24 protein-coding genes and 5 tRNA genes are annotated in these 25,806 nt (G+C 36.0%); 6 read left to right on the top strand and 23 right to left on the bottom strand.

The window, feature by feature from the left end; all coding sequences use genetic code 11:
* Nucleotides 1-9: 9 nt before the first annotated feature.
* Nucleotides 10-1,314 (bottom strand): D-amino acid dehydrogenase, encoded by a 1,305-nt coding sequence (locus AACQ49_RS15060; RefSeq protein ID WP_004243273.1) that lies wholly within the window; start codon nt 1,312-1,314, stop codon nt 10-12.
* A gap of 541 nt (nt 1,315-1,855) precedes the next feature.
* Nucleotides 1,856-2,575, bottom strand: coding sequence for a fatty acid metabolism transcriptional regulator FadR (gene fadR, locus AACQ49_RS15065; RefSeq protein WP_004243274.1), 720 nt, complete (start codon nt 2,573-2,575; stop codon nt 1,856-1,858).
* 235 nt (nt 2,576-2,810) lie between these two features.
* Between fadR and nhaB the strand changes: the two genes are divergently transcribed.
* Nucleotides 2,811-4,355 (top strand): sodium/proton antiporter NhaB, encoded by a 1,545-nt coding sequence (gene nhaB, locus AACQ49_RS15070; RefSeq protein ID WP_004243275.1) that lies wholly within the window; start codon nt 2,811-2,813, stop codon nt 4,353-4,355.
* A 171-nt stretch (nt 4,356-4,526) separates the two neighbouring features.
* Nucleotides 4,527-5,051 (top strand): disulfide bond formation protein DsbB, encoded by a 525-nt coding sequence (gene dsbB, locus AACQ49_RS15075; RefSeq protein WP_004248244.1) that lies wholly within the window; start codon nt 4,527-4,529, stop codon nt 5,049-5,051.
* Between the two features lie 130 nt (nt 5,052-5,181).
* Here the strand turns inward: dsbB and AACQ49_RS15080 are convergent, their stop codons facing one another.
* From AACQ49_RS15080 to AACQ49_RS15095, 4 genes are all read right to left on the bottom strand, one after another.
* Entirely contained in the window at nt 5,182-5,487 is a 306-nt protein-coding gene (locus tag AACQ49_RS15080; RefSeq protein ID WP_004250912.1) for a putative hemolysin, read from the bottom strand.
* A 35-nt stretch (nt 5,488-5,522) separates the two neighbouring features.
* Nucleotides 5,523-5,855, bottom strand: coding sequence for an SMR family transporter (locus tag AACQ49_RS15085; RefSeq protein ID WP_004243278.1), 333 nt, complete (start codon nt 5,853-5,855; stop codon nt 5,523-5,525).
* A gap of 137 nt (nt 5,856-5,992) precedes the next feature.
* The gene (locus AACQ49_RS15090; protein WP_004248248.1) at nt 5,993-7,219 is read right to left on the bottom strand and encodes a sugar transporter; all 1,227 of its coding nucleotides are present in this window, start codon (nt 7,217-7,219) and stop codon (nt 5,993-5,995) included.
* A gap of 470 nt (nt 7,220-7,689) precedes the next feature.
* Entirely contained in the window at nt 7,690-8,109 is a 420-nt protein-coding gene (locus AACQ49_RS15095) for a hypothetical protein (RefSeq protein WP_135050041.1), read from the bottom strand.
* 409 nt (nt 8,110-8,518) lie between these two features.
* On the opposite strand from AACQ49_RS15095, the gene copM reads away from it, so the two are divergent.
* Nucleotides 8,519-8,899 (top strand): CopM family metallochaperone, encoded by a 381-nt coding sequence (gene copM / locus AACQ49_RS15100; protein WP_049197407.1) that lies wholly within the window; start codon nt 8,519-8,521, stop codon nt 8,897-8,899.
* A 73-nt stretch (nt 8,900-8,972) separates the two neighbouring features.
* On the opposite strand, the gene AACQ49_RS15105 is transcribed toward copM, so the two are convergent.
* The 11 genes from AACQ49_RS15105 to AACQ49_RS15155 all read right to left on the bottom strand — a co-directional run bounded on the left by AACQ49_RS15105 (nt 8,973) and on the right by AACQ49_RS15155 (nt 15,682).
* Nucleotides 8,973-9,974: a nickel/cobalt transporter gene (locus AACQ49_RS15105; RefSeq protein WP_041701154.1), complete on the bottom strand. Its 1,002-nt coding sequence runs from the start codon at nt 9,972-9,974 to the stop codon at nt 8,973-8,975.
* The gene (locus tag AACQ49_RS15110) at nt 9,965-10,630 is read right to left on the bottom strand and encodes a DUF1007 family protein (protein WP_036907901.1); all 666 of its coding nucleotides are present in this window, start codon (nt 10,628-10,630) and stop codon (nt 9,965-9,967) included. The genes AACQ49_RS15105 and AACQ49_RS15110 overlap by 10 nt, the downstream gene beginning before the upstream one ends.
* A 190-nt stretch (nt 10,631-10,820) precedes the next feature.
* Nucleotides 10,821-10,907, bottom strand: a tRNA-Leu gene (locus AACQ49_RS15115).
* Nucleotides 10,908-11,100: 193 nt separating this feature from the next.
* Nucleotides 11,101-11,187 (bottom strand) — tRNA-Leu (locus AACQ49_RS15120).
* Between the two features lie 113 nt (nt 11,188-11,300).
* A tRNA-Leu gene (locus AACQ49_RS15125) sits at nt 11,301-11,387 on the bottom strand.
* A 5-nt stretch (nt 11,388-11,392) separates the two neighbouring features.
* Nucleotides 11,393-11,466 (bottom strand) — tRNA-Cys (locus tag AACQ49_RS15130).
* Nucleotides 11,467-11,491: 25 nt separating this feature from the next.
* A tRNA-Gly gene (locus tag AACQ49_RS15135) sits at nt 11,492-11,567 on the bottom strand.
* A gap of 141 nt (nt 11,568-11,708) precedes the next feature.
* Nucleotides 11,709-12,257, bottom strand: coding sequence for a CDP-diacylglycerol--glycerol-3-phosphate 3-phosphatidyltransferase (gene pgsA / locus AACQ49_RS15140; protein WP_004243285.1), 549 nt, complete (start codon nt 12,255-12,257; stop codon nt 11,709-11,711).
* A 55-nt stretch (nt 12,258-12,312) separates the two neighbouring features.
* Nucleotides 12,313-14,145, bottom strand: a complete 1,833-nt coding sequence (uvrC, locus tag AACQ49_RS15145) for an excinuclease ABC subunit UvrC (protein ID WP_004243286.1) — start codon at nt 14,143-14,145, stop codon at nt 12,313-12,315.
* The gene (locus tag AACQ49_RS15150) at nt 14,129-14,788 is read right to left on the bottom strand and encodes a LuxR C-terminal-related transcriptional regulator (RefSeq protein WP_049201096.1); all 660 of its coding nucleotides are present in this window, start codon (nt 14,786-14,788) and stop codon (nt 14,129-14,131) included. The genes uvrC and AACQ49_RS15150 overlap by 17 nt, the downstream gene beginning before the upstream one ends.
* Nucleotides 14,789-15,076: 288 nt before the next feature.
* The gene (locus AACQ49_RS15155; protein WP_004248254.1) at nt 15,077-15,682 is read right to left on the bottom strand and encodes a nitroreductase family protein; all 606 of its coding nucleotides are present in this window, start codon (nt 15,680-15,682) and stop codon (nt 15,077-15,079) included.
* Between the two features lie 315 nt (nt 15,683-15,997).
* Here AACQ49_RS15155 and glpX point away from each other — a divergent pair, with 315 nt between their 5' ends.
* Nucleotides 15,998-16,978: a class II fructose-bisphosphatase gene (gene glpX, locus AACQ49_RS15160; RefSeq protein ID WP_004248255.1), complete on the top strand. Its 981-nt coding sequence runs from the start codon at nt 15,998-16,000 to the stop codon at nt 16,976-16,978.
* Between the two features lie 81 nt (nt 16,979-17,059).
* On the opposite strand, the gene AACQ49_RS15165 is transcribed toward glpX, so the two are convergent.
* The 4 genes from AACQ49_RS15165 to AACQ49_RS15180 all read right to left on the bottom strand — a co-directional run bounded on the left by AACQ49_RS15165 (nt 17,060) and on the right by AACQ49_RS15180 (nt 21,175).
* Nucleotides 17,060-18,091: a methylphosphonate esterase gene (locus AACQ49_RS15165; RefSeq protein WP_004250910.1), complete on the bottom strand. Its 1,032-nt coding sequence runs from the start codon at nt 18,089-18,091 to the stop codon at nt 17,060-17,062.
* A 2-nt stretch (nt 18,092-18,093) separates the two neighbouring features.
* Nucleotides 18,094-19,059, bottom strand: coding sequence for a DMT family transporter (locus AACQ49_RS15170; RefSeq protein ID WP_004243293.1), 966 nt, complete (start codon nt 19,057-19,059; stop codon nt 18,094-18,096).
* 131 nt (nt 19,060-19,190) lie between these two features.
* Nucleotides 19,191-19,928 (bottom strand): glutamine amidotransferase, encoded by a 738-nt coding sequence (locus AACQ49_RS15175; protein WP_004243294.1) that lies wholly within the window; start codon nt 19,926-19,928, stop codon nt 19,191-19,193.
* A 26-nt stretch (nt 19,929-19,954) separates the two neighbouring features.
* The gene (locus tag AACQ49_RS15180; protein WP_020945784.1) at nt 19,955-21,175 is read right to left on the bottom strand and encodes a PfkB family carbohydrate kinase; all 1,221 of its coding nucleotides are present in this window, start codon (nt 21,173-21,175) and stop codon (nt 19,955-19,957) included.
* Nucleotides 21,176-22,181: 1,006 nt separating this feature from the next.
* Between AACQ49_RS15180 and AACQ49_RS15185 the strand changes: the two genes are divergently transcribed.
* Nucleotides 22,182-22,667: a DUF4822 domain-containing protein gene (locus tag AACQ49_RS15185; protein ID WP_004243298.1), complete on the top strand. Its 486-nt coding sequence runs from the start codon at nt 22,182-22,184 to the stop codon at nt 22,665-22,667.
* A 99-nt stretch (nt 22,668-22,766) separates the two neighbouring features.
* Here the strand turns inward: AACQ49_RS15185 and AACQ49_RS15190 are convergent, their stop codons facing one another.
* Both AACQ49_RS15190 and AACQ49_RS15195 read right to left on the bottom strand, forming a co-directional pair.
* Nucleotides 22,767-23,903, bottom strand: a complete 1,137-nt coding sequence (locus AACQ49_RS15190) for an AAA family ATPase (protein WP_110706606.1) — start codon at nt 23,901-23,903, stop codon at nt 22,767-22,769.
* Complete coding sequence (locus AACQ49_RS15195) at nt 23,890-24,603, bottom strand: RNA ligase family protein (RefSeq protein WP_004243300.1); 714 nt, start codon at nt 24,601-24,603, stop codon at nt 23,890-23,892. The genes AACQ49_RS15190 and AACQ49_RS15195 overlap by 14 nt, the downstream gene beginning before the upstream one ends.
* A 385-nt stretch (nt 24,604-24,988) precedes the next feature.
* Between AACQ49_RS15195 and AACQ49_RS15200 the strand changes: the two genes are divergently transcribed.
* A complete protein-coding gene (locus tag AACQ49_RS15200; protein WP_004248258.1) occupies nt 24,989-25,777 on the top strand; it encodes a glucose 1-dehydrogenase in 789 nt (262 codons plus the stop codon).
* Nucleotides 25,778-25,806: the final 29 nt, after the last annotated feature.

Raw genomic sequence — 25,806 nt, forward strand, 5'->3', positions numbered from 1 at the left:
TCTCCTTAATTAATAAACAGCGTCAAGTTTTTGCCCTGGACGGAGCAATTTAGTATTAAATCCATCGATATAACGGAACACGGAGAGATCATCTGCAGCAATTGCCGTTTTATTACCTGATATTAAATCAGCTAACAGTTGTCCTGAGCCACATGCCATCGTCCATCCTAATGTACCATGCCCCGTATTTAGGGATAAATTACGATATGCGGTTGGCCCAACTATCGGTGTACCATCTGGCGTCATTGGCCTTAAGCCTGTCCAGAATGTCGCTTTACTGATATCACCACCACCCTCATAGAGATCTTGAACAACCATTTTGAGCGTTTCACAACGTGATTTTAAAATATTCAAATTAAAACCTACCACTTCCGCCATACCGCCCACACGAATGCGATTATCAAAGCGAGTCACCGCAATCTTATATGTTTCATCTAAAATAGTGGATGTTGGTGCTCTGCTTGCATCAATAATAGGCATGGTTAATGAATAGCCTTTTAAAGGATAAACCGGAATTGTGATTTTGTTTTTCAAAAATTCAGTCGAGTACGATCCCATGGCGACAACATAGTGATCTGCGGTCAATAAACCATCATGGCATTGCACACCGGTGACTTTATCACCATCAAAAAGTAGGTGTTTTATTTCTTTATTAAATAAGAAAGTAACCCCGGCCTCTTCAGCCATTTTAGCCAGCTTCTTAGTAAAGATTTGGCAATCACCCGTTTCATCATTAGGAAGACGTAATCCTCCGGTAAGTTTATGACTCACATGCTCTAAAGCGGGTTCTGCTGATTTTAGTTGCTCGGCTGTTAGCAGTTCATAAGCCACACCTTCTTGCTTTAATACAGCAATATCATTAGCGGCATTATCAAATTGTTTTTGATCACGAAATAGCTGTAACGTTCCCCCTTGGCGTCCTTCGTATTCAATACCGGTATCTTGGCGTAATTGACGGATACAATCACGACTATACTCAGCAATACGCACCATACGACTCTTATTCATCGCATAATGAGAAGCATCACAATTACGTAGCATTTGCCACATCCAGCGTAATTGGAACAGTGAGCCATCAGGTCGGATCGCTAAAGGTGCATGTTTTTGAAACATCCATTTTACTGCTTTTAATGGAATACCCGGAGCACCCCAAGGTGTTGCATAACCCGGAGATATTTGCCCTGCATTACCTGCACTCGTTTCTTCTGCCGCACTACTTTGCCTATCGACAACAATGACTTCATGCCCTTGTTGTACTAAGTACCACGCACTTGTTACACCAATAACGCCGCCACCTAAGATGATCACTTTCATGGCTAGACTCCAAATAATTTACATTGATATAACATAAGAATAATATTCCATACACAAAAAGCCAGCACAGAATAATCATCTAGCACCACAAAAAAGCAAATTTTAGAGTCAAATCACATTTAATTAGTAATAACAGTGTTAGTTTTGCAGAGCAATTATTAATTCTATTTAAAAATCAAGTTGATAGAGTATTTAGCGCTTTTTATAAAAATAATACATAAATATATTATTCAAATATAAATTAAATAAGCCAATAAAAACCCATCATGCGATTTTTATGAAAAACCAAAAAACTTATCATTATCAGAATATAATATTAAGATGAGATATGTTTCAAATTTTTTTTACTAAAAATAGCCAAATTAAAGTATCACCTAAAAATGGATGGTTAAACTAGGCTTGCTGTTTTTAGCCCGCTATTCTTTCACTTCTCCAATAATAGTCATCATATTTCTATTACTACCATTTTCTGGATAATAAAAAATCAGCACTGGATCAATAAGATCCAATGCTGATGTTAAGACAGGATAAACGCGATGAATTAACGTTTTACTTCTTCTAAGTCACTAGGTAGTGGCGATTGAAGCTCATGCCAAATAATGCCACTCTCTTTTCCGTATTGGCGAACGCAGTCCATAACATGCTCAGTATCTTTTTGTTCACATAGCAACGCCAATTTTTTATAAAATGATAGCGCCAACTCTTTCGCCTGAACATTAGAGAAATAATAACGCCCTACACGGGTATATAATCCCTTAAGTCCGTTTAAGATCAATCCATAAATAGGATTACCGCTGGCAAATGCCAAACCACGGAAAATGTTATAGTCCAACTCACTAAACTCATCAGCACTATTTTCAGTCGTTAGTTGATGAGTCAGTACTTCTAGGGATTTTTCTGGATTATTTTTAAATGCCGTGCGAATAAAAATTGCTGAGATATTCGTTCTTACGGCTAATAAATTATCGATTAATTGTGGCACGCGATCATGATCAAGACGCGCGACAGTTTCAAGAATATTAAGACCTGACGTTTCCCAAAAGTTATTCACTTTGGTTGGTTTTCCATGCTGGATAGTTAACCAACCATCACGAGCTAAACGTTGCAAAACCTCTCTCAATGTCGTTCTTGTCACACCAATTAATTCGGAAAGCTCACGTTCTGCGGGCAGAATAGAACCTGGTGGAAAACGGTTGTTCCAAATACTTTCAACAATGTACTCTTCCGCAAAACCTGCGGGGCTTTGAGCCTTAATAACCATATTTTTATTTCTTCCGAAGCGTTTTTTCTGCTAATAATAGAAAAGATAATATCAGAATGCTTAATTTTGATATAGCTCAACCATCGCTAAATAGTGAATGGCATCATAAAACATGACACTGTTTTATCAATTTATTATTTACGAATACGCTTAATTTCACAGCGATTAGAGCGTATTATGACTAGATTGCGCATTTTAGGCGCCTAAAATCTCTATTCGGAGGATAAAAAACATAATGGATATGAGTATAAGACAAGCATTACTGAAAAATTTCATGGGGAACTCCCCTGATTGGTATAAGCTTGCTATTATTACTTTTTTAATCATCAACCCACTGATTTTTTTCTTTGTTGACCCTTTCATTGCTGGCTGGTTACTCGTTGTTGAGTTTATCTTCACTTTAGCCATGGCATTAAAATGTTATCCGCTACAACCAGGGGGATTACTTGCTATTGAGGCCGTCATTATTGGTATGACAACGCCGAAACAAATAGGTCATGAAATAGCCAACAACCTTGAAGTCATTTTATTACTGGTCTTTATGGTTGCGGGTATTTATTTTATGAAGCAATTACTTCTATTTGCTTTTACAAAATTACTCCTCTCTATTCGATCTAAACGCTTATTATCATTAGCATTCTGTTTTGCTAGTGCCTTTTTATCTGCTTTTTTAGATGCTTTAACCGTGATTGCCGTGGTGATCAGTGTTTCTTTAGGCTTCTATTCCATCTACCATAACTTTGCCTCTAACCAGGCTGATGCAGAGTTAAGCAATGATGGCTTTATTGATAGCACAGAGAAAAAACAGACCTTAGAACAATTCCGTGCTTTCTTACGTAGCTTAATGATGCATGCCGGTGTTGGTACAGCATTAGGTGGTGTGATGACGATGGTTGGTGAGCCACAAAACTTGATCATTGCAAAACACCTAGAATGGGATTTTGTCACCTTCTTTATCAGGATGTCACCCGTTACTATTCCCGTTTTCTTTGCTGGACTTGCAGTATGTTATTTGGTTGAGCGCTTTAAGTTGTTTGGTTATGGTGCCGAGCTACCTGAATTAGTGCGTAAAGTTCTCACTGATTACGATAAAAAGAACAGTGAAAAACGAACTCAACAAGAAAAAGCCCAGTTATTAATCCAAGCATTAATTGGTATTTGGTTAATTGTTGCACTGGCCTTACACCTTGCTGAGGTCGGTATTATTGGTCTTTCTGTTATTATCTTAGCCACCACTTTCTGTGGTATCACTGAAGAGCACGCTTTAGGTAAAGCTTTTGAAGAAGCACTGCCTTTCACCGCATTACTTACAGTATTCTTCTCCGTTGTTGCCGTGATTATTGATCAACAGCTATTTGGTCCTATTATTCAATTTGTTCTACAGGCATCAGAATCTTCACAACTGTCACTCTTTTATCTCTTTAATGGCCTACTTTCTGCCATTTCAGATAATGTATTTGTGGGTACGGTCTATATCAGTGAAGCATTAAGCGCATTGCAAGAAGGATTAATTAGCCAATCTCAATATGAACATATTGGTGTCGCAATTAATACTGGGACTAACTTACCGTCAGTGGCAACGCCAAACGGACAAGCGGCTTTCTTATTCTTATTAACTTCTGCATTATCCCCGCTGATCCGCTTATCTTATGGACGTATGGTGATGATGGCACTTCCTTATACCATCGTTATGACACTGTTAGGATTACTGGCTGTAGAATTCTGGCTCGTGCCTATGACACATTGGTTATATGAAATTGGCTTAATCGCTATTCCATAAAAAACCATCATGAAATGAGTATTTTTTAGGGCTTTTAATGTTTAAAAGCCCTATTTTTTCATAAAAACACCTATTAATGTAAATATTTGTGAAATAAGAGATTTTACCTTTTTTTTAGTCTAGTTTTTAGGCAGAATAACAACTTATTTCAATATTATCATGGACATTGTTATGTTGAGTGCTCTTCGTCACTGGTCACAAAGTCGTTTTTCATGGTTACTGCTGGCATTAACGGCAATTGGTCTTGAAGGTGCGGCATTGTATTTTCAGTACGGAATGGAATTAATGCCTTGTGTGATGTGTGTTTATCAGCGCATTGCTGTATTAGGGATCTTAGTTGCCGCATTAATTGGTTTTTCTTCGCCAAAACTGACACTAATGCGCATGGCGGGTAGTTTTTTATGGCTTTATGCCTCATACCGCGGTATTGAACTGGCTTGGGAACATACGCAACTTATTCTTAATCCATCACCTTTTGCAACTTGTGATTTCTTTGTTACCTTGCCTTCTTGGTTTGCATTGCAAGATTGGTTCCCTGCCGTATTCCAAGCATCGGGGGATTGTTCTGTTAGCCAATGGCGGTTCTTGTCATTAGAAATGCCACAATGGATGTTAATTATCTTTTCTGCTTATTTTATTGTTGGTTTATTAGTATTAATCAGCCAAGTCACCTCTTCTTTTTCCAAAAAAGACTAACATACGCTACTGTTAGCTATAGAAAGATAGAGCGCAGATAAATTATTATCATCACAAAAATAGGCGCTTAATCAGACATTAAGCGCCTATTTTTCTAATTATCATTTATTTATGCATATCCCCAAGCGTATTAACCTGGAATACAGGCACCATCAATCAACGCTTGTTCACTACAACGTTTACCATTAGCAAATTGACAAACGGGTGTTTGACCACCGTGTAATTCATAAGTTAACGCAGGCACTCCGCCAGAAAATATACAGGTCTCTTTTGCTGGTTCCTCTAAAGGAATAGAAGGTGTGGTCGCTATCGTTTTATTGCTATTAATCACTTGAGCGGTGGTATTTTGTGCTTGTTTAGATTGACTACAGCCAGTAAGCAACGCAAAGCTGGTCAACATCAACAAAAAACACGTTGCTTTCATTTTTCTTTGCATTATAAAAACACCTAAATTATCTCTGTTATCTCTGATTAGTGTGAGGTGCTATTGGAAAGTAAGTTAATCACTAAGACGCCGGCAATAATTAATGTCATACCGACGATGGCGGGTAAATCGAGTTTTTGTTGATAGACAAAAACAGCCGCAACAGAAACTAAAACAATACCTAATCCGCTCCAAATTGCATATGCAATGCCCAGTGGCATGACTTTCACAACTTGAGATAGCGCCCAAAAAGAAAAACAATACCCCACCACGACGACAATAGATGGATATAATCGACTAAAGCCATCGGATGCTTTTAACACCGTTGTTGCAATAACTTCAGATATAATGGCTAATATTAGGTAAGTTAATCCATTCATTTCTTCGCCCTACTAAGATCCAAATTCAATTTTGTGAATTCTATCACAAGATATTTCTGTGATATCTATTTTAGAACAACAAAAAAGGCATCTATTCAGCGCAATAGATGCCTTAAAATGCTATTTATAGATTTTGTTTAATGGAGCCGGTTTTTTTCGCGAGGTTTGCCTCCCATCGCAACACGATAACGGGTAAAAATAAAGCCACACCACGCTAGTGCAATAATACTTAAGGCTGTTCCTGCATAGCCGATATTTGGCATTCCCGCGTGCAATATTACTTGATTACCTAACAAAGCCCCTGCCCCAATACCGATATTAAAGATACCTGAGTAGATCGACATGGCGATATCTGTTGCATCAGGTGCTAAGTCAATCACTTTAACCTGCAATCCTAACGCAATACACATAAAGCCTATCCCCCAAAAGATGATTAAGGCAATAAATGTGAGTGTATGTTGGCTACTCATCATCAGCGTACTTAAGCATACGGTTAAGAGAATAAGTGCAAAGAATAAGAATGAGGTTGGCATTTTGGTACTATAGCGACTAAATAACACACTCCCCAAAATTCCTGCACCGCCAAAAATCAGTAATACAATAGTGGCAAAATTTTCATCTAATTTTGCAATATCAATAACAAAAGGCTCAATATAACTATAAGCAGTAAAATGAGCGGTTACTGCGATCACCGTTAGTAAGAAAATACCCACTAATGGTGCTCGTTTTAGCAATATTGGGACACTTTTTAACGAGCCGGAATGTTCACTTGGTAATAAAGGTAAATAGCGCATTAAAGCAAGCATGGTTATCAGCGCCAGTACACCTATACCCAAAAAGGTAGCTCGCCATCCTAACCATTGTCCAACCACCCTTCCCAGAGGTAAACCCAGCACGGTAGCTAGTGCAACACCGGTTGCTAATAAACTTAATGCTTGTGCTTTTTTACCATGGGGTGCCATTCTTATTGCTAATGAGGCAGTAATCGACCAAAAAACAGCATGAGCAAAAGCGACTCCAACCCGACCTACAATTAGCGAATTAAAATCCCATGCCACGCCAGATAAGACATGGCTTAGAATAAATACAATAAACAAAATAATCAGTAGCTTACGTCGCTCTACTTTGCTGGTCATTATCATTAATGGCAAAGACATTAGGGCAACAACCCAAGCATAAATAGTGATCATCAACCCTGTTTGAGCCGGCACCATGGCAAAACTTTCAGAAATATTACTTAACAATGCAACAGGTACAAACTCTGTCGTATTAAATACGAAAGCAGCAAATGATAGAATAATTACCCTGATCCACGCTGTTTTACGGCTTACTTCATTAACGCTATTGGGTGTAGTGATATTCATAATTGTTTAAATACTTTTCAGTGAATTTTATAAATAGATAAAAGATACTTATGTACTACTGCCAGTGAATTTCATAAAAAGAAGCGCAAATACCCATCGTTATATTTTATAACATCTAAATAGAATAGATAATAAAGTGTGTTTTATAAAGCGATAAGTAAAGATAAAAACAAACTAATGAATAGAAAAACATCTGACTAAAACGAATCAGCCTATTATGTTAGCATAGGCATAACGCTAAATTAAATCCCTACATTGGCTTCTTTTTAACGTTAACATTTTATTTGGATCGCAAAAGGGAGATCGGCAAGGAAAAATAGCGTTACTGAATCACATTTTTATTAATAAAAAATGATAACCATTTCATGCTATTATAAATAGATCTTCACGGGCTTATTGTTGCAGTTAGTCTAATAATAGAGAGTCTATATTATAAAAATAAAGAGAATAACTATACAGTAGCTTAATACTTATGGATTAATTCTGTCTATAAATTGAATAGCTTGCTCACAGGCAAAGCTTTGGGCTGGAGATGAGCTATCATTAAGGCTATTTTTAATAGCAAAAATTTGCTCAATTGATGACCGAGGAAGTAACAAACTACCTTCCGCTAGTGCTTTTTCAACACTGTCTAATTTAGACACGAGTTGATTACAACTTTCACTGTTTTCTAATGATTGATAACGTGCCATGACATCATCACGCTTACCTTTGACAAAAGAAAACATATCGTTGATTTGTGTTGAGGAGTTTTCAATAACATTACGGCTATTATTCCAAGCAGCAACGGTATCTTCTTTAAATACAGAAACAACTAAGATTGCAACAAAAATAGCAATCATAATAGTCAATGATATAATTCCTCCTGCAATAATAATTATTTGTTTCATGAAAGCCCCCACATCACTAATCATCTTTGTATCTGTATATAATTAAAGCCATTCATATTCAATATTGATTACAATTCTTTTTATTTTTTACATTTTATTACGCAGACAGGTAGCCCTATTGGCATAAGAAATAATTTATTATTATAATTTAAATATTGTTAAGTTATTATACTTAAATTCTGATTTTAATTATTATTTGGATATGCGTTAAAAATAAGATTTATCGCAAGTATATCTGGTTTTCATTATAGCCATTAAAACGATTATTTATTCAAGCATATTGATAATACTTTATAAGATAAAACGTCATTAAAAGTAAAGTATTCTAAACTTTTAGTTGTAACCTTGACCTTCCCCTAAGGGGAATCTTTAGAATAAAGATAATTCATACAATATAAAGGGAACACTGATGAAAAAAGTTTTACCTATCGCCATCGTTTTAATGGGTTCACTCTCTTTTGGTGCAATAGCCAATAATTCACATATGAATATGAGTACTAATGTGGTACAGAGTAACTCTCCTATGAACCAAGAGCTCATGGATTCAATGAATAAAATGCATGAAAATATGGCAAAAGGAATGAATAGTGATAATGCAGATGTTGCATTTGCGCAGGGAATGATCGCTCACCATTTGGGAGCAATTGATATGGCAAAAATCGAGCTAAAGTATGGTACTGATCCTGAAATGCGCAAATTAGCACAAGCTATTATTGATGCACAAGGCCCTGAAATTGAACAAATGCAAAAATGGTTAGAAAAAAATAATACCAATATGCAAAATAACTAATATTTGAAACGCAGGCGTTCTATTAAGGAAAGTCTGCGTTTTCTTACATTGCCATGTCATTAACCTGTAACTATTAACGAAATAACGGCATTATATCTTCTCTATTTAACGTTATTGCACTATTAAACATAACTATACCTAAAAATATAAACAATATTCCTGCTAATAGACGTAGTAACTCCGCCATATACCTAAAAGATAAGTTAGTATTTTTTACCGAAAACCGATAAGCAACATTTCGCATATAATAAACTGTTAATGCAATTGCAGTAATGGTTAAAGCCGTTCCTATTGCCATTGCAATGACAGCCGCTATTCCCCAAAGATAGATATTTAATGCATAAGAAAATAACAATACTAACAATGCGCCAGAGCAAGGGCGGCTGCCAATAGCGAATAGTACCAACAATTGTGCTGACCAATTCCCTTGTAATTCATTGGAAGTCACCACATGTTTATGACCACAACATGATGTTTGTGAGATGGTTTGGTTGCTTTTATGTTTATAGAGATATCTAGATCGCTTGATGATAGGTGTTGCCTGTTTAATATAAAAAGCACGCTTTTTATAGTCTGACAATAAACGACGAATAGACTGGATAAAAATAATAATGCCAGATAATGAAATTAATAAATAGCTACTATTTTCAATGTAATGGCTTGCTATTTTTAAATGAGAGCTTGATAGGTTTAATATTATTAATATAACAGTAATGATAACTATGGCAACTGTACCTTGTAGCAATGAAGCAAGGACACTTAACCACGCACTTTGTTTTAATTTGGTCGGGTGAGTAGCAATATAAGTACTAATAATGACTTTTCCATGCCCAGGGCCAACAGCATGCAGTAACCCATACAAAAAACTAACACCTATTAATATAAAACCTACTTGCCAATTATTTTCGCTAATATCTTGCATTAATTCTGCAAGATAGCTATTGATAACTTTTTGCCATTGAACATTAAAATAAGTTAGTTCAGACCAATAATAAGCAATCAATAACAAACAACTGACTATCACTGTGAGTAAGCTAATTAGTAGTCCCCTTTCCTTCGTTATATTTATTGGCATAATACTTGTACTCGTTGTGTAAAAGAGAGCCCTAAATTTAAATCACTATCAGCAGAGCCATTGATATCTAATGATTGTGCATATTCTTTTAAACTTTCATCAGCAAAAGGTTCAATCAGTTTGTGTTTACAATCAGCGATCATTTCTAAAGGCAATATGATCTGTGTATTGTCACGATAGGTCATGCTGACATAAAAAGTGGGATCATAAGTTAAAAGTTCAAAATGATGTTTAGCAAATGGTAATGGGGTAATAAATAGCACATCAAAGCTAAACTTCACCTGTAACTTCTCTTTTATAAGAGTGTAATGGCTTGGTATACGACGGAACTTTTGTTTTTTCCCATCCATATAAAACTCGGAAAAATAGTTCTGAGATAATATATTGCTCATTAATCTCGCCGCCTGTTTTTTCCAAATATCACTTTCTGGTTGCGCATTATATATATCGTACAGAATATCCATTGAGGTTATCGGATCCATAACCCAAGAAAAAGTTAATCCAATTAACTTATCATCTTGTGTATTAAAAGTTGTTTGCATATCAATAAAGCTATGAGGATGTGCTAAAACTTTTGGTGTAGTCATCAATAAAAAGAAAGACATCAATATCGAAACTGCTCGCCAAGAGAAATTTTTAAAATTAACTATCCACATAAACAAAACTATCCATGACATTTTGTTATAATATAACATCACGGTTTTATAAAATGATAGTCATTTTATGAAATTATTCTAGGTGTGTTATAACTTGGTTTAGTGAAAGCGAGGTGTTTAGAAAGCAAAAAGCCACCCTATTGGGTGGCTTAGTATTTTTAACTTACTAAAGTAGTAGTAAAGTTTTATATGGTGCCCAGGGCGGGACTTGAACCCGCACAGCCTAGAGGCCGAGGGATTTTAAATCCCTTGTGTCTACCGATTTCACCACCTGGGCTAAATTGTATTTATTTATTTTTGGCACTTATTTATTAGTTAAGTACATAATAAATAAACTTAAATCATTTTTTTGTTTTAACTTTATGTAGCTAATAACAATATTTATTACGCTAAAACTACTTTTCCTATACCAACCATCAGCGTTGTGGTTAGAAGAAAAAACGGACCTAAATTAAGGTCCGTATTTTATATGGTGCCCAGGGCGGGACTTGAACCCGCACAGCCTAAAGGCCGAGGGATTTTAAATCCCTTGTGTCTACCGATTTCACCACCTGGGCTAAATTCTGTGGTGCGTCCGTAAAATTATAACTAATTTTTACTGGTAAGGACGACTAACTACTACCCAATGCCATTATTTATGGTCTTTTTACACCACTCTCTCAATTAGGAGTGGTGCCCAGGGCGGGACTTGAACCCGCACAGCCTAAAGGCCGAGGGATTTTAAATCCCTTGTGTCTACCGATTTCACCACCTGGGCATTTATGGAGGCGCGTCCCGGAATCGAACCGAGGTACACGGATTTGCAATCCGCTGCATGACCACTCTGCCAACGCGCCTCAACTGCTCAATCTCTTAAGAGATTGGAGCGGGAAACGAGACTCGAACTCGCGACCCCAACCTTGGCAAGGTTGTGCTCTACCAACTGAGCTATTCCCGCTTTACCGAACTTGCTGATTTACTTATTTATTTCTGTAAACCGTTGTGCCTTTCGATGCGTTGCATTCTACTGATTTCCTGAATCTAGTCAACACTATATTTGCATCTTTTTGACTGTTCGGTGAATTTTCAGTCATTTCGATCAAGCTTCACGCAAATCTGACCATGCAGCACTCAAATATTGGAACATAGACCAGAATGTTAATACCGTCGCAATGTATAACAATACAAATCCGAACCACTCAGCTTCAATAGTCGGACGCCATAATAGCACAACAAGTGCACCCATTTGTGCGGTAGTCTTCACTTTTCCAATCCAAGAAACTGCCACACTATTACGTTTACCTAATTCAGCCATCCATTCTCTTAGTGATGAGATGATAATTTCACGTGCGATCATGGTCGCTGCCGGTAAAGTGATCCACCATACATGATAGTGTTCAGTAATTAATACTAATGCTGTAGCAACCATTACCTTATCCGCAACTGGATCAAGGAAAGCCCCAAAGCGAGTGGTTTGCTTCCAACGGCGGGCTAAAAAACCGTCAAACCAGTCAGTGGCGGCAGCTACCATAAAAATAATGGCACAAATAAGGGGAGCATCTTTAAATGGTAAATAAAACACCAAAACAAAGAATGGAATTAAAGCGACACGAAATAAAGTTAGCCAAGTTGGAATATTTAGTTGCATAGCGTTCTACACGACCTAGAAAAGTGAGAGTTATTAATATGGTGCATCAATACACTTAGTGTTTCAACGCATTAAAAATTTTTTCTGCTAACGCGGTCGAAATTGTGGGAACTTTCGCAATTTCTTCAACGCTTGCATCACGTAAAGCTTGTAAACCACCCATATACTTCAATAGCATTTGACGTCGTTTTGGTCCCACCCCCTCAATCGATTCTAGAGAACTGGTGTTTTTAACCTTAGCACGACGCTGACGATGCCCCGTTATTGCGTGACGATGCGACTCATCACGAATATGTTGGATCAAATGTAACGCGGGTGAATCAGAAGGAAGTGCCACACCTTCGCCTTCTGGTTTAAAAAATAGTGTCTCTAACCCCGCTTTACGATCACTCCCCTTCGCGACACCAATTAATTTAGGGTGTGATTTATCCCAATCGACATCAAGTGATTGAAATACGTCAATGGCTTGTGCTAATTGCCCTTTACCACCATCGATAAAAATAATATCAGGTATTTTACTCTCTTCTAATGACTTGCCATAACGACGAGTCAAAACTTGATTCATCGCGGCATAATCATCCCCCGGAGTGATCCCACTAATATTATAGCGCCTGTATTCCGATTTTAATGGGCCATTCATGTCAAATACGACACATGAAGCCACAGTTTGCTCTCCCATAGTGTGACTAATATCAAAACATTCCATTCGTTTTATCTCTTTCATCTCTAAAAGTGACATTAACGAGTTATAACGTTGAGAAATGGTTGATTGTTCAACTTGCTTAGTGGCTAATGCCGTAGCTGCATTAGTTCGTGCTAGTTTTAAATAGCGTGCTCTATCACCACGGGGTTTAGTTTGGATATGGATCTTACGTCCTGCTATCGAAGAAATTGACTCCGCTAAAATCGTTTTATCTTCAAGATTAAAATCGAGCAAAATTTCTGTCGGTAAAGTGCGGATCGCACTGCCTTGTAAATAAAATTGTCCAATAAAGGTTTGTACCACTTCGTCTAATGATGTATTTGCCGGTACTTTAGGAAAATAACTACGACTACCAAGCACTTTACCTTGACGGAAAAAGAGCACATACACACAAGCAATAGCACCATTAAATGCCACGCTAATCACATCGAGATCATCGCCAATATTAGCCACAAACTGTTTTTCAGTGACTTGTCTTACCGCGTGAATTTGGTCACGAATACGCGCAGCCTCTTCAAAGCGTAACGCTTGGCTTGCCTCTTCCATCCGTTTAATTAAGCCTTCAATCACTTGGCTGTCATCGCCGGATAAAAAAAGACGCACATAATTGACTTGCTGTGCATACTCTTCATCAGAGACATAACCTTTTACACAAGGGGCGAGACAACGGCCTATTTGATATTGCAAACAAGGGCGTGAGCGATTGCGGTAAACACTATCTTCACATTGACGAATAGGAAATAATTTTTGCATTAAAGCTAATGTTTCTCTCACCGCCAAAGAGTTAGGGAAAGGGCCAAAGTATTCCCCTTTAGCATGTTTAGCACCACGATAACTCGCCAATCTTGGGTGTTTGTCTGCACTTAAATAAATATACGGATAGGACTTATCATCTCGTAGTAACACATTATAGCGAGGCTGATAACGCTGAATATAGCTATGCTCTAAAAGTAGCGCTTCTGTCTCCGTATGTGTCACGGTAACATCAATATTGGCAATACATTTTACTAATGCTTCTGTTTTACGACTATTTACCTGAGCACGAAAGTAGCTTGATAATCGTTTTTTCAGATCTTTTGCTTTTCCAACATAAATAACGGTGCCTGAGGCGTCATACATTCGATACACACCCGGTTGACTCGTTACTCGACTTAGAAATGCTTTAGCATCAAATATGTTTTCCACTTTGTAAGTAACTCTCTATCTCGATTAACCCATAACGAACTGCTATATGAGTTAATTCTACATCACCTGAGATTTTAAGTTTACTAAACATTCGATAACGATAGCTATTTACTGTTTTAGTGCTGATATTCAGCTCTTGTGCAATTTGTGCTATTTTTTTCCCTCTTATAATCATCGACATTATCTGTAACTCTCTTTCAGAAAGATGATGTAGCGGATTTAAGTCTGCTTGAACTTTCGTTAATGCAATATCCATAGCAATTTCTGGACTAATATAACGTTGGCCAATACAAATTTGTCGAATGGCCTGAAGCACATTCGCAGCAGAGGAATCTATAACGATAAACCCTTCAATACCTAACTGTAGCAATGTGACGGAAAGTATTGAGTCTATTTTAGGCGAAATAACCACTATTTTTATAATGGGAGAAAAACGTTTAATTCTTTTTATTACATCTATTAAAGAGACAGTAGGTAAAGAATAAAAAATAATAAGATTGACAGAATATTGTCTGCAATAACGAAAAGCTTCACTTTCATCATTCATAATCTTACGAATGTTAATTTTTTTAATCTGGCAAAGTAATTTTTCTATACCTAAACTAAATATTTCAACTTGACTGATTACTAGAGTATTTATCAACGATATCAATCCTTAAAAATATTTAATAAAATTAAAAATAAATCAAGGCAATAAAATTTATAATGACAAATGCTATTATAATATCGTTAGAATTTCCATATTTTTATTTTTTATTCACGCAACAATGATATTATAAATAAATTATTATTCTTACCGCATTAATTAATAATGTATTAAAATCATACACACATTTATAAAGAATATAAAATAAAGCTAATAACATATAATAATAATTAATTATAAGAATAAAGTACTTCCTATATAAAATATAAGAAGCACTTTAGTACTTTAAAAATGATCAAATGTCACCGCTTTATCAAAAGATAATTTACCTAATCGTGGAAAAGGTTTTCCTTTACCTTTACCAATGGCAATCATTAAACAGATAGCATAGTGCTCAGGCAAGTTAATCGTTTTTGCTACCTCTGCAAAATCAAACCCATCCATAGGACAAGAATCAAAACCGCGCTCTTGTGCTAATAGCATCAGTGTTTGAGCAAACAAACCCGCACTACGCATAATCTCATCCCGTTGCACTTGTGGTTTATTGCGATAATAACTATCAACAGCACTGCACATAATATCTCTGACTTCCGGGGTAGCATCTTGCCAAATTGTTTTAACTTCACTCTCCCAAACATTGAGATCTGCACATAAAACAATCAGCATAGCAGAGTCTGTTATTTGAGGCTGATCCCAACCCACTTTTCTTAATGCTTGACGTTGCTTAACATCATCAACAACCAAAAGACGCCAATGCTGCAGATTAAATGCACTTGGCGTATATTGTAACGCATCTTCAAGTAAGGCTTTTTTCTCTTCTTGTGGTATTTTGAAATCAGCATCAAACTGTTTTGTTGCACGACGGTTTTTTACTGCATCAATTACATTCATTATTTTCCATCCATTTGCTAATCATTGACATTTATTTATCTATTATAGAAGAAATGCGTTTAGTGTGCAGACTGTGCTATTATTTCTAATTATCTTTGTTAATTAATTAGTTATAACAAAAAACCACTAGTTAATAACAAAATATCGTTATAATAGTATTATCAAATATACGATAACCCTTTATTTTTTCTATTTGTTTTTAAGCGTAAAAGAAGGCGAAAACAATTGATTTAAGCCTAACACTTAAATTTGAAAAAAGGGTATCATCAAAGGCTACTATTCAATATAACAGACCTTGCAAAGTATATTAACCCTATGAAATTAAATGATGAATTAACTAATTCTATCGCATCAGTCACAGAAGCCGCTGCTATTGCGGCTATGCCATGGGTAGGTAAACAAGATAAAAATGCGGCAGATGCTGCCGCAGTTGCCGCCATGCGAGAGCGCCTTAATAGCCTTAATATCAATGGCCAAATTGTTATTGGTGAAGGTGAAATTGATGAAGCACCTATGCTCTATATTGGCGAACCAGTAGGCAACGGCCAAGGTGAAAAAATAGAAATTGCCGTTGATCCTATCGATGGAACTCGCATGGTCGCTACCGGTGAAAATAATTCTTTGGCTATTTTAGCTGCAGGTTTTGAAGGTAGTTTTTTACAAGCACCCGATATGTACATGGAAAAACTGGTTGTCGGTAAAAAAGCAGCAGGTGTGATCGACCTTAACCATTGCCTTGAATATAACCTTGATGCTATTGCACAAACATTAAATAAATCATTAAGCCAGTTAACACTAGCTATTTTAGATAAACCGCGCCATCACGATATTATCATTGATTTGCGTAATAGAGGTATTAATGTCATCACTTTGCCGGATGGCGATGTACTTGCTTCTTTATATGCCACAATGCCTAATAATCCTATTGATGTTATGTACGGCATTGGTGGCGCGCCAGAAGGTGTAATTAGTGCCGCTATTGCTAAAGCTTTAGGTGGTGATATGCAAGCGCGCCTTATTACCCGCGATATTGCTAAAGGTAATAATGCAACAAACAGAGAAATTGCAGCACAAGAAATCTCTCGATGCCATAACATGGGAACTGATGTTAATATTACATTGCCACTTGAAATATTGGTGCGCCATCAGGATGTTATGTTTGCAGCAACCGCAATTACTGCCGGTGACCTATTATCCGGTGTCACTGAACAAAGCGATTATTTGCGTACACACTCGTTAGTGATTAATGGCTCCACACACTCATTACGTTATATCGAAAATTATCATTTACGCTAACACGAGAATAACAACTAAAAAAGCGACACGGGCTTACGTGTCGCAAAATGTATTCAAGGGGTATTTATAGTTATAATTAATTCATGCTAATAAATTAGCTGGATTATCAATACACAGCTTATCTATTATCGCCTTATCAATGCCACGCTGTGCTAATAATGAAAGAAAAACATTAGGCACAAACCCCCAACCATTTCCGCCATTTTTTGCCCACATCTGTTTTAAAAACACATCATGACTTAATACAATTTGGTTACCATATCCTCTTTCTATTAAGGTTGCGACAGCTTCAACCGTATCCATCACACTGGGTGCGGCGCCTTCTTTAGGGAAAGAAATATCAAGACCTATCATGTCAAATTCAAGCCAAACACCTCGATCAAGCATTTTGCATTGATAATCGATATCTTTACCAGAAGGATCTGAATGGGCTAACGATATTTTGGCTGGATCACACCCCATTTCTGTTAAAAGAATATCTAATACTTCATCACCACGGCGTTGCCAACCTGGCATATGAATATTCATTGAGGCATAAGGGTTATTATTTTGAGCCAGTGCAGCGGCACGTAAACTATTTTTTTCACCATCTGTAAAGAAAGGAGATACACCAATTTCGCCAATCATACCAGCACGAATATCTGTACCGTCAATGCCGATATTTAATTCATCATCGATCATTTTTGCCATCGCATCAATATCATCAGCTAGGCGTTTTCCTTCAAATTTCTCAATATAAAGGCCGGAAGAAGCAACGACATTAATCCCCGTTAATTCTGCAACTTGTTTTAATTTTCTAATATCACGACCAATTGACGATGAACCTGTAGCATCAACAATCGTTTTGCCCCCAAGCTCTTTAAAATTATTTAATTCAAAAATAACGTCTTCAATGGGTTTTTTATCCATATTATCGCAACAACAATATGGATCGTATTTTAGTCCCCACTGAATATCTGCACTGACTTTTTTATCTACTAAAACGTGTGAGAATTCATAAAAAGGTTCATCAACAACGCCAGATAAATCATTAAATAAATGTTCGTGAGGTAGTGTCAGCCCCATATCCGCTTTTTTAACCGGACCCGTTACCGTTTGAATATAACCTTTCATGATTATGCCCCTGCTCTTTTTACTGATTTAGTCGCTTTAAACTCAGGAATGGTAGTAACAATGGCGCCGACTAAGGCAAATAACGTACCGATGATTGTGACTAAATAAACAGTATTTCCTAACGAAGGTAATAAGAGGTCAATTAATACTGAACCCAGTAATTGGCCCGCAGTTGATGCAACACCTAACATCAGTAACCCTAAGCCTCGTACTAAAATAGCCATTAATGCAATAGACATTAACCCTAAAGGCCCACCTAAATACATCCACCATGTAGCAGGAAGCTCCAGTGTTATATGCCCTAATGCCATACGTACTACTAACGCAATCGTTAAAACAGTAAATCCAACAATAAAGTTCCAAGTAATAGAAACCATCATCGAACCTGTTGCTTCAGCCACTTTTGAATTACCTGCTGGTTGCCATCCCGCTAATAAACCCGCTAAAAAAGGTAGAATAGCTAAGTAAATAAAAGAGGTTGAATGCCACTGTGGAGAAACGACAAAAAGAGTAGCAACAACAGCTAATACGGCACCTAATACACGATATGGGGTGAAGTATTTCTTCTCATCCACACCTATACCAAAGCGGTCACATAATAAACCTGATAATAACAGTGCTGAAATTAATGCTGTTTGGAATGTAGCTATTCCTAATGCACTGGCTGATGCTCCTTCAGAAAAAACCACCATTGCGCCACAGAGGCCAGCAAACCAGTTCCATAATGGAATTTTACGTGTTTTAATTAATGTCGGAATAGAAGCAAATTGCTGACGATATTGTTTTTTGGACATAATGATAAAAAACATGACCACTAAACCACTGGCAAAAGAGATAACTGCACTAGCATTACCGTCTTTTAATACATGTCCCAGTTGCCCATTCACCGCAGACTGCATTGGTGATAGCATCCCTGCTAACACAGTTGCTACCATCAGCAAGGGTGTTGATAAATTTTTTGTACTCATAAGATGTTCCTTTTGGATTATTGACTATGAGTGATTTCTTTTTTATTTTTCAAGTAATCGGTTATTTTGTTATTAGCGCAGAGTGTATCTCCGCGCTTTTTTACTTTTCTTACTGCTATTGTTATTAAGAACTAACGTGCGATTTGCTTTAGAATATTGACCCACATATCAGCATAATGTGGCCATGCTAAAAACTCTTTGCTCCCCCAATGCGGTGAACAGTCACTCATAAAACAAGCTGTTTTTCCTTTTTCAAATTGACCAAACACCAGTAGTGGATCTTCGCCAATATTCAAAACCGTTTCAGTGTTATGTTTAGCGAACACTTTGTTATAACCAAGGAACATCGGCCATTCACTAAAACCTTTTATCGTGGCATGCTCTGCATTAACTGGAGTTGCGAATACTCCTTCTGGGGCTTCCACACGATCGTCACCCTCTAACATTTCAACAGGTAACACTTGTGCCAATAAGGTATTTTTATAGTTTGCTTTCGCTTCAATACCCATAAATGATAGATAGCCGCCAATCATTAATAAGCCACCACCATTAGCAACAAACTGTTTAATTAGCCCTAATGCATTTGGAAGTACTTTCATGTTGTAGAAAGTATCGTTTTGCAAGAGGAAAGTATTAGCACCAATATCACTGATCACGATGACATCATATTTTGCTAATTCTTCATCAGTCTGAGGAAATGCGACCTGAACGGTATGTGCAGGCATATAATCAACTGCTACCCCTTTTTCCCTTAAACAATTTAATAAAAAAGTGGCACCTTCCTCATATTTACTAGAAGTGAAACTGTCGTAGCCTTTTGAGTGGATCATATGAATGTGCCATGACTCACCAATAAATAAGATTTTCATTTTTTTTCCTCTTTCAAAAAGATTATTTATTCAGGGGATTGAGTGACAATCTGTGAATATGTTGTTTGATTGATGCGATGCATGACATTAATATCTTCAGGCATTTCTGAAGCATTACTCGTCTCAACAGCTAGTGATGCAAAAGCTGATGCATAGCGTAACGCGTAAGAAAACTGCTTTCCTTTTGCTAATGAGGCTGCTAGTGCACCATTAAAAGCATCACCAGCGCCCGCTGTATTTTTTACCACCGCAGGATAAGCTGGTGAGTAAATATATTTATAACCGTCATAAGCTAATGAACCTTTACTACCTAAAGTAATGACAACTTTATTAACACCTTTTTGATAAATAGCATTGGCTGCATTTTTAGCAGATACTAAATCAACAACTTCAATACCTGATAATAAGCTGGCTTCTGTTTCATTAGGTGTTAATATATCTAACATTGGCAATAACTTATCAATAATTTTATTGTAAGGTGCAGGATTTAAAATAATAGGAATATTATTTTCATTTCCGATTGAAATAATTTCCTTTAATGCTTCAATATTAGTTTCTAATTGCAATAAAATTATATCGGCATCTATAATTTTATCTTTTTGTATTTTTACCTCATCAGAAGAAATATCCATATTAGCCCCTGAATAAATAGAAATAATATTTTCACCACTCTCTTCTGACACAAAGATTGATGCTGTTCCAGTTTGATGATTTTCAGTTTGATATATCGTTGATGTTTTTATTCTTGATGACGATATAAAATTTACTGCATAATCACTAAACTGATCAGTACCGATTTTGGTGATAAAATGCACCTGTGCATCAGCATAACTTGCCGCTAATGCTTGATTACATCCTTTACCTCCTGGTGAGAAGATAAATTTATTCGCCAATAAAGATTCCCCGGTTTCTGGCAGTCTGGGCAAATAACTAATCATATCAACATTAAATGAACCTAATACACATACTTTATTTACTGCCGGCTGCCCCGCTAAATTAATTTTATCAATTTGATCATTACATTCTAAAAATTGTATGATTTCTTTTTTGGCAACTTTGTCTAATGTTTCAAATTCAATAAAGGCCCCACCATGGCATCTTTTAATTATTCCTTTCTCAGCCAATGTATTTAAATCTGATCGTATGGTTTCTTTGGTAACACTAAGCTCTTTTGCTAAAACAGAAACTTTTACTGCACCATGACCTTTGATCAGATTAACAATTTTTTTATGACGCTCTGCTTTCATTTAATGTTACCTCTATGGCAACAACTTTAATTTATTAGTTGTTATGGGATTGTGATTACAATCATATGTTATTTATTAAAAGCAAAAAAAAGCAGAAACACAAAAATAAAAAACAAAAAAAAGCAGAAATAAATAATGATAGTAATAAGATTACTTAATATATAGAAGCCATCTCCCCTCTCATTAAAACACAAATAAAATCAAATAATAAAATAACAAACACTATATTGATTATAAAACAATCTAATATTAATTATTTGTTTTTTAAAACTTAAATAATTAACTTAAAAAACAATAAAAAATAAAAACCTTATTTTATAATAATTTAGAGTTATTAGAATAATCAAAAATAAAAATAATCATCACTATGTTTAAATAACCAACTATTTTAGTGAATCGAACAAAGCTTAAAATAAATTAATCATCCATTTTTATAGTTCATAAATTAGTACAATTCTTCTTACCATTCAAATGTATAGCCAATGATAATGTAAATTAATCATGTCAACTTATAATTAGAAATACAGACACAATGATTAAAATAGAAGCAGTTTTTATTGTCTCATTTTGTGAGGTAGATAACATTAATAACAACAGTCATTGAACAAACTAAGTATAAATAACCTATTTTAAGTAGGCAAAGTAAGTAAAAATCTTGCTTTATTTATTGATTTATTTTTTTACTCGTCAATCTTTGGCTTATTTTGTAAATAGCTGAGAATACTAAAGCACTAACAGCAACTCACTGATACAAAATATAACTCCAACAAAAAACAAAAACTTAGATATAAAAACTAAAAATCACAAAATTCAAGAAGATAAAATCAGCAATAATGTGTTCTAAAATATCTAATACCTAAATAGATTGTAAAACAACCTATTTATCAGACATATTCCGACACATTTATTTTCTAGCGATGTTTAAACTTAGTGTCTAAGATTATAAATATAAATTGAGCACCAATAATCTGATAAATACACAACGTAAAGACATAAGGATATACCTATGAAAATAAAATCACTTATTGCTATTTCATTATTAAGTGTTAGTGCTTCTCTTTTTGCCGCTGAAAGCACCAGCACAACACAACAAGTTCAGGGCGTAACTCAAGCACAAAAAGATCTCAATGATTATGAAAAAGTCATGGTAGAAAAAGTTTGGGTTACCACACAAGCCATTGACGAGAAAGGCAATAAAGTTGACGCTAATAATCCACAAGTCAGTAATTATTTTGGCCTAGCAGAATATTATCCTAATGGCACTTTTATTATGTTTACCCCTGAAGGTAAACAAAAAATGCAAGGGGATTGGTCAATGTCTAATGATGGAAAAACGCGTACATTAGTTGCCAAAGATGCACAAGGAAAAACACTATTTACTCGTGATGTAGAAAATATCACCATCAATAATGATGAGTATACCTATCGTATTTACCCAACTGAAGGGGATAATACTGTTTATTTTGATATTATTCATCACGTTAAGAAATAATCATAATACGTTGTTTCACCTGTTATAAATAATTAAGGGCTATTTTATGGTAAGTAAAATAGCCCTTTTTTTAGTTGTATGACCTTAATATAACTAGCCTTAAATCAAATTTTGAGCTTCCCCATCAACCCAATAAATCACGTTAAGCGCTTCTTCTGGTGTTGGGACTTCCAGTTTGCTCAACATTCTTTCCATCACTTTATCGGGAACCGCTTCCTTTCTTGCGCTGTTTTGTTTTTTCCATTGCAAATAAGGTACTTCAATATATACCAATGTCACTTTAGCTTGATAACGATAAAACAGAGCAATAAGTTGATTACGCATTTGTTTAGTAATATTTGTTGCATTCCAAACAAAAGACTTATGCTCTCTTAAATATATTCTCGCTTGCTCTTTGGCAAGTTGTGCAATCCATCCATTCGCATCACGATCATCTGGTTTTATATTATGCTGCTGACGTAATACATCTAAACTTACTACAGGCATATCTGCACAATATTGGCGAATATAACTATCTTTGCCCATTCCCGGTAGTCCACAAAGCACAATAACTTCACTTCCTTGCTCAGGATAAGGTTCATAGTGAGGATCGACACTATTTTCACTATGAAAATAGTGAAATCGAGCGCCATCAGAAATAAATCGTGCGGGTGTTCTCCAACAATTTAATTCTTCACAGTAAAGTGTAAATAACGCTATTTTATCCAATAAAGCGGGCTTATCTTCACAGCTTCGTCCCAGAACATCCGCCTTAGCCAGCAATGCCAATAAATAGCAATCTACTCTTAACGAAGCCGCTAATAAGGCTTTTTTAGGATCGGGCTTATCCATTAACCATAAAGGTAATCCGTGATAGCGTACTAATGCCGCAATCTGTTCTCTATCAATAAAGCTAACCGGCACTTTTTCATATAAAAAACGTCTTGTCGTTAATTCTCCTTTACGAGCATGGCCTGGCGAAATAATTCGCCCATTCTCTTCACGGGTAGTTGAACGTTTTTCTACATCATGTAAAAGTGCTGCAATCCATAGAATTTGTTGCTCTCTTTCTGACAGCTCTTGGTATTCAGGGAGTGATTTTATAGCGTGGATCACCTGCTGTGTATGAATAGCTACATCACCTTCAGCATGGTGGATCGGATCTTGCCTAACACCGGACATATCACTAATTTCATTATAGTACTCACCAAGTTGTTCCCATGACATTTCGCTATGTAATTTTTTATGAAGCATCATGAGACTCCTGTGTTTTTTCCCAAATTAGTGGCGCTCTTTTCCAATTACGTTTCCAATGCACATCTGTTTTAACATGATCTTTTCTCACATATTTAAACACCCGATGTGAAAATTCATCTAATGAAAATGCTTGAGCATCTCGTGTGACAATGCCTTCCATCGCACTTGGTTTCTTGGTTAACACATCTCGTGATTGAAAAGAGCTATGCTTTTGTGCGTGTAAAATAATATTCTTTTCAAACTCTATTTTATTTTCCGATTTTGGTAGCGAGATTTCCGGTACGGTGGGTAAATCAAATAAAGTGGCATAAAATTGCACTTCTTCCCAACTTAGCCATTTATCCTGACAACGTATGGCAAAAACATAGAAATACTCTTCCAAATGTTGGTATTCAATAGAATGAATGGCATAAAGATTTTCACCAAAAATATCTAAATTACCTAAATCATTTCTGATGGATTGCCAACGCTGGCGTAGTTGTACTGTCCATGCAGATTGTGTCGGAGTCGCATGAGAGCGAGCAAAAACCCCCATTCGATTTAAGCAATTATTTTCACCATCTAATTTTTCAGTATGAATAAGATGCTTTATTTTGCAGATATCTTGCCACCAATTGGCATTAATACGATCATCGCTTGTTGTGCCTGGTGAAAAAGGATAGTGATATGTTCTGTCATATTTTTTTGATTGATTATTCATTGTGTTATACTCATTAAGTAACAGGAACCCTACTAAATTTATATTAAAATTCAGTGAGTATATTTATCTGTATTTGCACTATTTATCTTCAGTGCCTTAATGCGTATTACATAACCACAACCTAATAACTCAAAAATAACAAAAGAAATAATTTTTAACATACTACCTGTATTATCAAGATAGCACTAGAAAAAAATGTTTATATTTATTATTCATTTTCTCTCAATTTTTTTCGTTATTTAACACTCCATGATGATTGTTCATCTATCCTTAATAGGGTGACAACGCTAATAATGTCACTCTATGGGTATTTATACTTAAATAATGATAAATATCTTAATCCTCAGTCGCTGTTTACATAACGATATTGCACATGGGAGGTAGTATGTATCACGATCTTCAAGGAAAAGTTGCTGTAGTAACAGGTTCGTCACGAGGAATTGGTGCAGCAGTAGTGACGAGATTAGCTCAAGAAGGAATGAACGTTGTTATCAACTATCACTCTGATGAAAATGAAGCTCAAGCATTAGCCGATAGCTTAAATAAACATGGTAAAGGTAAAGCGATTATTTTTGGCGGTGACATTAGTGATGAAAAAATTGCTCATAACTTTATTTATAAAGCGATTGACCACTTTGGTCAGCTCGATCTTCTGATCAATAATGCGGGAATTGAGACACAAACCCCTTCCCATGCAGTGAATTTAGAAGATTGGCGTAAAATTATTGATATAAATTTAACCAGTTATTTTCTAACGGCTCGCTCCGCATTGAAATATTTCGTTGAGAATAAGATCAAAGGCAATATTATTAATATGTCTTCAGTTCATGAAGTGATCCCATGGCCGACTTTTGCTAGTTACGCTGCCAGTAAAGGTGGCGTGAGAATGTTAACGCAATCACTGGCTCTTGAATATGCACACTATGGTATTCGTATTAACGCCATTGGCCCTGGTGCTATTAATACCCCAATAAATAAAGAAAAAATGCAAGATGATGCGTTACGCAAAGAATTAGAAGAGATGATCCCAATGAAATATGCCGCAGAGCCTGAAGCAGTGGCTAATGTTGCTGCTTGGTTAGCATCGGAGCAATCTACTTATATTACTGGACAAACTATTTTCATTGATGGCGGTATGACACTTTATCCTTCATTTCAAGGTGGAAAAGGCTAAAGCCGTTCACTGTCGTCCATACCGTTAAG

Source organism: Proteus sp. G2675 (assembly GCF_963886535.1).
Taxonomy (GTDB): Bacteria; Pseudomonadota; Gammaproteobacteria; order Enterobacterales; family Enterobacteriaceae; genus Proteus; species Proteus mirabilis.